Source organism: Kosakonia cowanii JCM 10956 = DSM 18146, from assembly GCF_001975225.1.
GTDB classification, from domain to species: Bacteria; Pseudomonadota; Gammaproteobacteria; order Enterobacterales; family Enterobacteriaceae; genus Kosakonia; species Kosakonia cowanii.
In genome coordinates this window covers 4247300-4257754 of record NZ_CP019445.1, presented here as the reverse complement: position 1 = coordinate 4257754, position 10455 = coordinate 4247300, and the positions used below count along the sequence as shown (strand labels likewise).

At 57.9% G+C, this 10455-nt stretch carries 6 protein-coding genes and 1 pseudogene; 4 read left to right on the top strand and 3 right to left on the bottom strand.

The window, feature by feature from the left end:
* Positions 1–29 precede the first annotated feature (29 nt).
* Entirely contained in the window at positions 30–1382 is a 1353-nt protein-coding gene (yegD, locus tag BWI95_RS20230; protein ID WP_054803231.1) for a molecular chaperone, read from the bottom strand.
* Between the two features lie 133 nt (positions 1383–1515).
* On the opposite strand from yegD, the gene alkA reads away from it, so the two are divergent.
* A complete protein-coding gene (gene alkA, locus BWI95_RS20220; protein WP_076770135.1) occupies positions 1516–2361 on the top strand; it encodes a DNA-3-methyladenine glycosylase 2 in 846 nt (281 codons plus the stop codon).
* Positions 2362–2565: 204 nt separating this feature from the next.
* Here the strand turns inward: alkA and BWI95_RS20215 are convergent, their stop codons facing one another.
* Positions 2566–5895 carry a diguanylate cyclase gene (locus tag BWI95_RS20215; RefSeq protein WP_054803230.1) on the bottom strand — a complete coding sequence of 1110 codons (3330 nt, stop codon included), beginning with the start codon at positions 5893–5895 and terminating at the stop codon, positions 2566–2568.
* Positions 5896–6248: 353 nt separating this feature from the next.
* On the opposite strand from BWI95_RS20215, the gene udk reads away from it, so the two are divergent.
* The 3 genes and pseudogenes from udk (at position 6249) to asmA (ending at position 9432) form a co-directional block, all read left to right on the top strand.
* Positions 6249–6890, top strand: coding sequence for a uridine kinase (gene udk, locus BWI95_RS20210; protein WP_023479149.1), 642 nt, complete (start codon positions 6249–6251; stop codon positions 6888–6890).
* A gap of 85 nt (positions 6891–6975) precedes the next feature.
* Positions 6976–7557, top strand: coding sequence for a dCTP deaminase (gene dcd, locus BWI95_RS20205; protein WP_023479188.1), 582 nt, complete (start codon positions 6976–6978; stop codon positions 7555–7557).
* A gap of 25 nt (positions 7558–7582) precedes the next feature.
* Positions 7583–9432 (top strand): annotated as a pseudogene (asmA, locus tag BWI95_RS20200) (outer membrane assembly protein AsmA).
* A gap of 388 nt (positions 9433–9820) precedes the next feature.
* Here asmA and BWI95_RS20195 read toward each other — a convergent pair.
* Entirely contained in the window at positions 9821–10405 is a 585-nt protein-coding gene (locus BWI95_RS20195) for an NUDIX domain-containing protein (protein ID WP_076770134.1), read from the bottom strand.
* Between the last annotated feature and the right edge of the window lie 50 nt (positions 10406–10455).

Sequence of the window (10455 nt, the reverse complement as noted above, 5' to 3'; positions counted from 1 at the left end):
CATGCCGGGTGAAGCCACCCGGCAGATAATTAACGGAAGACGACCTGCGCCCAGCGGGCCAGCCCGGCAGTCACCGAGCCGAAGTCATCACCGCCAGCAATGGTGATGCCGGGCAGCGTTTCCGCCAGCGCTTTTTTGATAATCGGTGAACGAGCGCTGCCGCCGGTTAAGTAGATCACGTCCGGCGTCTCATTACTGGTTGCCAGCGCCAGCTGCACCTGCTCAATAATGCGCTGTAACGGCTGGTTAAGGGCGTTTTCCAGCCCCTGCTGATCGATGGCAGTGGCGAGGCTGTCGCTGATAAACGGCAGTGAAGCGGTCACCTGCTGCGTGTCGGAGAGGGCGATTTTGCTCTCTTCCGCGCTGCGCACCAGCCGGTAGCCGAGGCGCTGCTTCCACACTTTCACCAGCAGAGCGACCTTTTCTGCGTCGCGCGCATCGCGCAACAGGTCGTTTAACAGACGACCGTTTGCCGTGCTGTAGAACTCCGTCTGTGCCGGAACATCGTTGATCGCCACCGCGTTCCACCACGGCAGGATCGGCAGCGCAATGCCTTTTTCCGTCTGTCCGCCCATGCCGAGCAGCGGCATCAGGTTTTTGAACGCCAGCGCGATGTCGAGATCGTTCCCGCCAACGCGGCAGCCGCTGTGGCCGAGCAGGCTGGCGCTGCGATCCGCTTTCTCGCGCCACTGCGGACCCATCAGGATCAGCGAGCAGTCGGTGGTCCCGCCGCCGATGTCGACCACCAGTACGCGCTTCTCTTCATCTAATGTCGCTTCAAAATCGAGGCCAGCGGCAACCGGTTCGAACTGGAACACCACCTCTTCGAAGCCTGCGCGCGTTGCGGCGCGCTCAAGGATGCCCTGTGCCTGGGCGTTAGCCTCATCGCCGCCGAGCCCCTGGAAGTTGATCGGCCGGCCAATCACCGCCTGGCGAATCGCCTCCGGCAGCTGGCTCTCTGCCTGCTTGCGGATATGCAGCATCATGGCGCAGACCAGATCCTCAAACAGCGCGATCTGCTGCGGTTTCAGGCCGCTGGCACCAAGAAACGACTTCGGGGATTTAACGAAGTAGACCTCTTCCGGATCGCTCACATACTGGCGCAGTGAAGCGAGACCGAACTGGACGCTGGCGGCGTTGACCTCAATGTCCTCTTCGCGGTTGAAGCTCACCGCCCGGCGCAGCAGCGCCTGGGTTTCACTCCCCGTTGCCGGAACCTGATGGTGGCGATAGAGCCACTCGCTCACCGCTTCGCGCGTCGGCGCGCAGAGCATCGACGGCAGCAAGGTGCTGTTATTTTCCATGGTCAGCAGCTGTGGCGCGTTATCGCGCATCACCGCTACCGAGCAGTTTGCCGTACCGTAGTCAAAACCAATAAACACCGTGCAATCCCCATGCCTGTGAAGAAGGGGGGCGACTTTAGCGGAATGCGTGCAGGGCGACAACCGGAATATGAAAGCAAGGCGAAAATTCCCTGAGTTGTTATGCTTTTAGCATTATCAGCGGGGAGATGGTATGTACACACTGCACTGGCAGCCGCCCTATGACTGGGCGTGGATGTTGAGTTTCTTAGGCGCGCGCGCCGTCGCGGGCGTGGAAGTGGTGAGCGAGTCGCGCTATGTGCGCTCCTGTGCCTTTGGCGGCCATCGCGGGATTATTACCGCCGAGCCGGATGAGACAAGCGCGACGCTGAAGGTCACCTTAAGTGAGGGGCTTGAACCGGTTGCTGAACACTGTTTGCAGCGGCTGGAGAGGTTATTTGATCTCTCCTGCGAGCCGGAGCGTATCAATACGCGGCTTGGCGATCTCGCCGCCGCGCGCCCTGGCCTGCGGCTGCCCGGCTCGATCGATCCCTTCGAGCAGGCGGTGCGCGCTGTGCTCGGGCAACTGGTGAGCGTGGCGATGGCGGCAAAGCTGACGGCGAAAGTCGCGCATCGTTATGGCGAAGTGATGGATGAAGCGCCGGGCTTTATCACCTTTCCCACCGCACAGCAGATTGCCGCCGCCGATGCACAGGTGCTGAAAAGTCTCGGGATGCCGCTAAAGCGCGCCCAGGCACTGATTACCCTTGCCGAGGCTGCCTGCGACGGCACCTTTCCACTCCAGAGGCCAGATGATGTGGAGCAGGGGGTGAAAGCGCTAATGAACTATCCGGGAATTGGGCGCTGGACGGCGAACTACTTTGCGCTGCGCGGCTGGCAGGCGAAAGATATCTTCTTAGCGGATGATTATGCGATTAAGCAGCGTTTCGCCGGGATGACGCCCGCGCAGACGCGCCGTTATGCCGAGCGCTGGCAGCCGTTTCGCTCTTACGCGCTGTTGCATATCTGGTTTACGCAGGCGTGGTCGCCCGAGCCATAACGCAATGCCCGATGGCGCTGGGCTTATCGGGCATACGGAAGCATGGTTGCGGTGCTGGTGCCTGATGGCGCTGCGCTTATCAGGCCTGCGGAAAGTCCGGCGCTAATGCCCGATGGCGCTTCGCTTATCGGGCCTACGGGAAGTGTGCATACGGTTGCGGGGCGGGTTTTGTAGGCCGGATAAGGCGTAGCCGCCATCCGGCAGTTAGTTGATGGCGAAATAACTGGTATTGAGCATCAAATCGAGCGGGTGCGCCTGGGAGATGGTATCGCCATAAATCAGGTCAATGCCAATCCCGGAGAGCGTATCCATTATCATTGGCTGATGCGTCGGCCCGGCAATGCTCTTCAGCCCAAGGCGCTGCGCATGCCCCTGAATAATGGTCACCATCATCTCATCCATCAAATTGCCGTGCACGTTAGAGACCAGCTCCGGCTCCAGCAGCAGATAATCAGCCATATGCGGTGTGATGTGCTCGAAAACATCGAGATCGTGCCCGACACGGCTGAGGATAATGCGACACCCCGCATGACGCAGACGTCTGAGGTTTTCAATCCGGGCATGGCCTTCGCGCACCAGCGCATCTGCCGGGATCACCAGATGCAGCAGACGCCCCGGCATCGGGCCGCTCTCAAGCAGAGATAACAGTTCATCCACCAGGCTACTGCTTGCCAGACCGTGCACGGAGAGGGGCAGGGCGACGCCCAACCCTTTGGCGGTGATGGCGGCCGCATGCTTACTGAAAAACTCATGGAAGACGCGTTGGTCGAGGGCGCGAATCAGCTCCGGCTCATGGAGCCCGGCGCGAAACGCGTGCTCCTCCATCACTTCCCCTTCGCTGGTCCACAAGCGCAGGGAGAGCAGCCAGAAGTTGCACGCTTCCGGCACCCGCGGTGAGGCGACGCCGCGCGCAATCATTAACAGATGGTTCTCTTTGATGATGCGCCACTGCTCCTCCAGCGACATCATCGAGCGCTCATGCTGCATCAGCCCCTGTTTCGGTTCATAGACCGTCACCCGACCACGACCGCTGTGCTTCGAGGCATAACAGGCGATATCGGCCTGCGACATCACCTCGGAAGCCTGATGGTTATACTCATCGATAATCGTTATCCCGGCGCTGGCACCGATGCGGTGCTCGCGGCCCTCCCAGCTAAAGCGATAATCATTGATCGCTTCAATCATACGACCGGCGATATAACGCGCGCTTTCGACATTACACTCCGGCAGCAGCAGGCCAAACTCATCGCCGCCCAGGCGGGCAAGAATATCCGTTGAGCGCAGCAGGCTGAGCATCAGCGTTGAGATCTCGCGCAGCAGCGTATCGCCAGCGGCATGCCCGGCGCTATCGTTAACCGCTTTAAAGCGGTCAAGATCGATAAACACCAGCGCATGGCGTTGATGGTACTCCTGTACCGTCGACAGCAGGCGTTTAAGGTTCGCCTCGAAACTGACGCGGTTTGCCAGATGGGTAAGGGCATCGTGCGAGGCGCTGTAGCTCAGCTGGCGCAGCATTTTGCGCGATTCGGTCACATCCTGGATAACCAGCACCGAGCCGATATTCTGCCCGTCGAGGGTGCTGAGCGGGGTAATGGTGTAGTGAATGTCGAAGCTACCGCCCGCGCGGCAGTGCAGCACCACGTCCTGTTCAATATCCGTGCGTGACATATCCCCACTGTGAATATTTTCCAGTACCGGGCCGCTATCGCCAAAAGTGATGTGCAGCACCTTCAGCAGAGGCTGACCCATGGCGCTCTCTTGCGACCAGCCGCTCATCTTCTCGGCGACCGGGTTCATAAAGGTGACTTTCATTTCGACATCGGTACAGAGCACCGCTTCTCCGATGGAGTCGAGAGTGATATGCAGCCGCTCCTTCTCCTGGTAAAGCGCTTCGTTAAGCTGTTTTACCTCCGTCATATCCATACTGACGCCGAGCAGCCGTTCGACCTCGCCCTGTTTATTAAGGACGCGGTTGGCCAGCGAGCGAATATGGCGGATACCGTCTGTCACGGCAATGCGGAACTCAAGCTTGAACGCGATGCGCGACGCCAGCGCGTCACGGATCACCCGCTCGGTTTCCGGGCGGTCTTCCGGCACAATCCTTTCGTACCAGAGCTGCCAGGTCGGTTTGAGATGCGCAGGCACTTCATACATCTCGAACATCCGTTTATCCCAACTGATGATGTCCGGCTCCAGCTCCCACTCCCAGATGCCGATGCCGCCCGCTTCGTTAGCGAGGGTAATGCGCTCCATCAGCCGTTTGTTGACCCATTCGGTCTGCTTGAGATCGTTAATATCTTCAACCTGGGCAATAAAGTAGAGCGGAGTGCCGTTGGCGTGACGCACCACCGAGACCGCCAGCAGGCCCCAGACCAGATCGCCGTTGCGCGTGTAGTAGCGTTTTTCCATCGAATAGCTGGCAATTTCGCCGCGCGTCAGCTGCTGCAACTGCGCCATATCCCGCGCCAGATCTTCCGGCCAGGTGAGCTGCTGGAAGGTCATCAGACGCAGCTCCTCCTGGCTGTAGCCGAGAAACTGGCACAGGGCTTTGTTAGCCTGTAACCACTGGCCGTCGGTACCGACTAGCGCCATGCCAATCGCTGAATACTCCATGGCGTTACGAAAACGCGCTTCGCTCTCGATGATGTGCTTGCGCTCGGTGCGAAAGGCGTACATCACCATGGTCATGACATGCACCGGCAAAAGAATCATCAAAAAGGGCAGCCACGGCGCATTCATCATCACGCCGCTCTTCGGCATACTCACGACATTAGGATCGATAGCCAGCACCAGCGAGGCCACCATCACCGTCGCGAGATAAATTAAGAAGGCTTCCATGCGCGGCAGGCGTACCGCGCTCCACATCAGCAGCACAATCACGGCGGTAAAGGGCCACGGCAGATAGTGCAGCGCCAGCCAGCTCAACAGCAGCGTCAGGATCAGGGTAACCAGGCTTTCCAGCAGGAGTTTGGGGTTACGATGGCGTAGCAGATAGTGGGGTTTGAAGAGCAGACCGAGCGGCACCAGCGCCAGCGCACCGATCGCTTCCGACAACACCCAGATAATAAAGGTGCGCAGCAGGTTATCCGTCGGCACCAGCAAGCAAATCAGCACGCCGCCAATCAGCGGCGGTATCAGCACGCTGCCAATGGCAAGGCGTATCCAGTCGGTAAGATTTTTAAGCGGATTATAGGAAGGCAGCAGTTTGCGCAGCAGGATCGCGCCTGCAACGGCTTCAACAATATTGACCAGCGTATAACGCAAATCGAGAAACGACGGCGAAAAGAGCGCAATGGTGGCAGCGACATTACCCAGCGCGCAGGCGAGGGCGATGCCCGGCCACATCTTGCCGGCATGGCGGTAAAACGCAACGGTCATGATGGCGGTGGGGAACCAGAGCGGCGCAATAATGGTGCCAAATCGAATCAGCTCAAGAGAGAAGAGCGTGAAGAAAAAAGAGAGCAGTCCAAGACTTATTAGCCGCAGCACGGGATGTGGTGTGGTAACCAAAACGTGTTGGTATTGTTTTTTCATTACCGCTTTATCCGCAACCCTGTGCCGTCCGACACGGCGGCCGACGAATGAAATGAGAATTTCGGATTATGCTAGTACAAACAATTTACAATTCCTATGGCGTGCGCTCATAAATTGACATCATAGGGTTATTAATTACTTAGTGAATGCATAAAACGCGCCCGGTGCGTCATTTTTACCCACCTTGCTGAGAAAAAAAGCGCGCAGATTGGCGAAAAATGCCGCCATTTTTGCTTATCGCCCGGAGCCGCGCTTTCGACTGGTATCGCGGCGGTGAAATCCCTATAATTGCCGCGTTTGACGCCAAGGCGTCTTCCTTCCTTTACATCCAGGTTAATCAGGTCCCTAAATTTATGACTGATCAGTCACATCAGTGCGTCATCATCGGCATCGCCGGCGCATCTGCTTCAGGTAAAAGTCTTATTGCCAGTACGCTTTACCGCGAGTTACGCGAGCAGGTGGGTGATGAACACATTGGCGTTATTCCCGAAGACAGCTACTACAAAGATCAAAGCCATCTGTCGATGGAAGAGCGTGTTAAAACCAACTATGACCATCCAAGCGCGATGGATCACAGTCTGTTATTCCAGCATCTTCAGTCGCTTAAACGCGGCGAATCCATTGAATTACCGGTCTACAGCTATGTTGAGCATACCCGCACCGCCGAGACCATTCGTATCGAAGCCAAAAAAGTCATCATTCTGGAAGGGATCCTGCTGCTGACCGACTCTCGCCTGCGCGATGAGATGAACTTCTCTATTTTTGTCGATACGCCGCTGGATATCTGCCTGATGCGCCGCATCAAGCGTGACGTGAATGAGCGCGGGCGTTCGATGGATTCGGTGATGGCGCAGTACCAGAAAACTGTGCGTCCGATGTTCCTGCAATTTATCGAACCCTCCAAGCAGTATGCCGACATCATCGTGCCGCGCGGCGGCAAGAACCGTATCGCCATCGACATTCTGAAAGCCAAAATCAGCCAATTTTTTGAATAATACATGTTAGGCTGTCAAACTCAGTGTTAACTACTCGTCCCCTGAGGCTTTTTCAGGGGCGTGTCGCACCAAAGGAGAATGTGCCATGCGTCTTTGTGACCGCGATATCGAAGCCTGGATGAATGAGGGCCGACTCGCAATTAACCCGCGTCCGCCGGTAGAACGAATTAATGGCGCGACGGTGGATGTCCGTCTGGGCAACAAATTCCGCACATTCAGTGGTCATACCGCAGCATTTATCGATCTGAGCGGGCCGAAACAGGAAGTGACCGCCGCCCTCGATCGCGTGATGAGCGATGAGATTGTCCTCGCCGATGGCGAAGCCTTTTTCCTCCATCCGGGCGAGCTGGCGCTGGCAGTGACCTATGAGTCCGTTACCCTGCCTGCGGATCTGGTTGGCTGGCTCGATGGCCGCTCGTCGCTGGCGCGATTAGGGCTGATGGTGCACGTCACCGCACACCGTATCGATCCCGGCTGGTCTGGCTGCATCGTGCTGGAGTTCTATAATTCAGGAAAACTGCCGCTGGCGCTGCGCCCCGGCATGCTGATCGGCGCGCTGAGCTTCGAGCCGCTCTCCGGCCCGGCCGAGCGCCCTTACAACCGCCGCGAAGATGCGAAGTATCGCGATCAGCAGGGCGCGGTTGCCAGCCGTATCGATAAAGACTGAGCAAGTTATCTCTGCAGAGGACGCCATGAGAAGAGTGTTAACCACGCTGATGATCCTGTTGGTCGTGCTGATTGCCGGCCTGTCAGCGTTGGTGTTGCTGGTCAACCCCAACGATTTCCGTACTTATATGGTGCGTCAGGTTGAAGCGCGCAGCGGCTATCACTTACAGCTTGATGGCCCCTTGCGCTGGCACGTCTGGCCGCAGCTCAGCATTCTCTCAGGGCGCATGACGTTAACCGCGCCGGGCGCGCAGACGCCGGTGGTTAAAGCAGACAATATGCGTCTCGACGTCAATCTCATACCTCTGCTCTCCCACCAGTTGCATGTTAAGCAGGTGATGTTAAAAGGCGCGGTGATCCAACTGACGCCTGAAACCCAGGCCAGGGTGGATAAAGACGCACCTGTCGCACCGCGTGAAAACACGCTGCCGCAGGCGGAAGAGGATCGCGGCTGGTCCTGGGATATCGGCAGTCTGCAGGTAGCGGACAGCGTGCTGGTTTTACAGCATGAGAACGATGAGCAGATGACGGTGCGCGATATCCGGCTGCAGATGGAGCAGGACGAACAGCATCAGGCGGCGCTGGAGTTTTCCGGGCGCATCAACCGTAATCAACGTGATTTAACCCTGGCGCTGCGCGCGAATCTCGACGCGCGCGACTATCCACATAACCTCTCTGCGGTGGTGGATAGCGTCAAGTGGCAGCTGCGCGGCGGCGATGTGCCATCACAAGGTATCGAAGGTGAAGGCGAGTTGCAGGCGCAGTGGCAGGGCGACCAGCAACGCCTGGCGCTAAGCGCGCTGAAACTGCGCGCCAATGATAGCGTCCTGACCGGACACGGCAGCGTGACTTTTGGCACCCTGCCGGTATGGGCACTGGATTTGCAGTTCGATAATCTCAATCTCGATAATCTGCTGCCGCCGCAAAATAGCGCAGCGGATAGCAGCGCACCGGATCAACAGGGCCAGGCGCAAAGCCGTCCGCCGCGTCCGGTAATTGCTAACAGCGCCGATGTGCCGCATTTTAATGGCCTGCGTGATTTCACCGCCCAGGTGGGGATAACCGCAAAAGCCGTGCGCTGGCGCGGGATGCAGTTTGCCGATGTCAGCGGCCAGTTCAACAATGACGCTGGCCTGCTCTCCATTCCGACCCTGCAGGGCAAAATGGGTGCCGGGCAGATCTCTCTTCCGGGCAGTTGGATGTGCGCCGCGATGCATCGCGGGCGGTGTTCCAGCCGCGCCTCGACAATGTTGAGATTGGCGACATTCTGAAAGCCTTTAATTATCCCATCGCGCTTACCGGTAGCCTGTCGATGGCGGGTGATTTCTCCGGCCCAAATATTGATGCAGAAGAGTTTCGCCGTCTGTGGCAGGGCGAGGCGCACGTTGAGCTGAAAAATAGCCGCATGGAAGGGCTCAACTTCCAGCAGCTGGTGCAGCAGGCGGTGGCGCGCAGCACCGATGTGCAGACGCAGGAAAAATATGACACGGCGACGCGGCTCGACAGCTTCAGCAGCGATCTGGCGCTGAAAGCGGGGCAGATGACGCTGAGTAATATGCAGGGCAGCTCGCCGCTTATTTCCCTCACCGGTGAAGGCAAAATGGATCTGGTGAAAGAGCAGGCGGATACCCGCTTTAATATTCAGGTGCTGGGCGGCTGGCAAGGGGAGAGCGAGCTTATCGACTTCCTGAAAACGACGCCGATTCCGCTGCGTGTTTATGGGCCGTGGCAGGCGCTCAACTACACCCTGCAGGTAGATCAGCTGCTGCGTAAGCATCTGCAGGATGAGGCGAAACGCCGCCTGAGCGACTGGGCCGATCGCAACAAGGATAAGCAGAGCAGCAAAGATGTGAAGAAGCTGCTCGATAAGATGTAAGTTTTGCGCCATCGGGTGAGATGCCTGATGGCGGCTGCGCCTTATCAGGCCTACGGCGATGGTGCAGGGCGACATGCCTGATGGCGGCTGCGCCTTATCAGGCCTACGGCGATGGTGCAGGGTAAAATGCCTGATGGCGGCTGCGCCTTATCAGGCCTACGGCGATAGTGCAGGGCGACATGCCTGATGGCGGCTGCGCCTTATCAGGCCTATGGCGATGATGCAGGGTGAAATGCCTGATGGCGGCTGCGCCTTATCAGGCCTATGGCGATGATGCAGGGTGAAATGCCTGATGGCGGCTGCGCCTTATCAGGCCTACGGTGATGGTGCAGGGTGAAATGCCTGATGGCGGCTGCGCCTTATCAGGCCTACGGGCGTTATGAGGGTATTAAAGAACGCCTTCTAAGGCCAGGTGCTGGAGCAGCATAATCGTTTTGCCATCGGCAATCTCTCCGCTGCGGATAGCGGCCAGCGCATCGGTAAAGGTCATCTCCACTACTTCAATATCTTCTCCTTCCTCGATCAGACCGCCGCCGTTGCCGGTACGGCGGCTCTCGTCATACTCGGCGATAAAAAAGTGCAGCTTCTCACTGACCGAGCCGGGGCTCATCCAGGCTTCGAATACCTTTTCGACCCGCTCAAGACGGTATCCGGTCTCCTCTTCAGCTTCCTGCTTTATGCGCGTCTCCGCATCCAGCTCATCCAGCAGCCCGGCGGCGGCCTCCAGTAAAAAACCGGCATGATCGTTCACGAACAGCGGTAAGCGAAACTGCCGGGTAAGGATCACGCTGCGTTTACTGCGGTTGTATAACAGGATTGTTGCGCCATTGCCGCGGTCGTATACCTCCCGGCTTTGACGCTGCCACTCCCCGTCGCGGCGGCGAAAATCGAAGGTGTATTTCGTCAGCTTTCCCCAATCCTGCGACAGCGGGATTGCCGTGATAATGCGTGCTTGTGCCTGTTCTGTTTGCATAGATGCTCCTTTGTGCGTTTTCAGGCATCATATCGCGTGTATTCGTGCGT

Coding starts and splice junctions, on each gene's coding strand:
- alkA (WP_076770135.1), top strand. CDS start 1,516: ATGTACACACTGCACTGGCAGCCGCCCTATGACTGGGCGTGGATGTTG.
- dcd (WP_023479188.1), top strand. CDS start 6,976: ATGCGTCTTTGTGACCGCGATATCGAAGCCTGGATGAATGAGGGCCGA.
- udk (WP_023479149.1), top strand. CDS start 6,249: ATGACTGATCAGTCACATCAGTGCGTCATCATCGGCATCGCCGGCGCA.
- BWI95_RS20195 (WP_076770134.1), bottom strand. CDS start 10,405: ATGCAAACAGAACAGGCACAAGCACGCATTATCACGGCAATCCCGCTG.
- BWI95_RS20215 (WP_054803230.1), bottom strand. CDS start 5,895: ATGAAAAAACAATACCAACACGTTTTGGTTACCACACCACATCCCGTG.